Consider the following 849-nt stretch of genomic DNA (forward strand, 5'->3'; position numbering starts at 1 on the left):
TCCCGTACCCGGCCAGATACGCCGGCTCCGCCCCACCGGCCAGCAACGCCCGATCCGTGATCACCACCTGCAACTCCACCCGAGCCCGGCTCACTACCCCACCGGCCCCGTTGTCGGCCCGGCCAGCCGGACCGGCCGGCAGTGGAGCCCCGGCACGGTGATGATCGGGGGACACGTCACCGCCGGGCGCTCCACTGCGGCTTGCTTGACCGCGGGAACCGTCATCACGGCGTGCTCCGCTGCGGGGCGCGTCACCGCCGGGCGTTTCATCACGCCGCGCCCGGTCGCGTCCGGCTTCTCCGCTGGATGTCTCGTCCCCACGGTGCGCTTGGCCGCGATCCGCTTCTCCGCCAGATGCTTCGCTTGGGCACCCATCAGCACGGGCTTGGTCGTCGCGCGGCGTTCCGTCACCGGCCGGACCCGGCCAGGACGGGCCCGGCAGCGTGCGCCGCGGCTGCCCGATCCGTACCTGCCCGCCGGTCGCCTGACCGGGCGCCAGCCCGGGTGCGCGTCCGGATACCTGCCCGCCGGGCGCCTGCCCACCGGACGCCTGCCCGCCGCCCGCCTGCCCGCCGGGTGCCTGCCCGCCGGGCTGCCCGTTCGGCTCCATGCCGGCCTGGGCCCGGCGGCGGGCGGTGACCGGGGGGTGGCCGGTGACCCGGGCCGTCAGGGTGTCGGCCATGATCTGCCCCCGACCACGCCCGTCCCCCCGACTGGTCAACGTGTCCGCCTCCCGGGACAGGGCCGCATACACGGCCACCCCGTCAGCGACCGGCAACAACCCCGTCAGATACGTCATCGTGTCCGGCGCCGGCCGGCACGTCACATGCCGGTCCCCCTCAGCCCGCC

General features: G+C 75.9%; 1 pseudogene. It reads right to left on the reverse strand.

The annotated features are described in order from the left end of the window. A pseudogene (locus BKD30_RS17135) lies at positions 1-799 on the reverse strand (hypothetical protein); the annotation flags it as partial. Between the last annotated feature and the right edge of the window lie 50 nt (positions 800-849).

Origin of the sequence: Tersicoccus phoenicis (assembly GCF_001968835.1) — a bacterium.
Classification (GTDB): domain Bacteria; phylum Actinomycetota; class Actinomycetes; order Actinomycetales; family Micrococcaceae; genus Tersicoccus; species Tersicoccus phoenicis.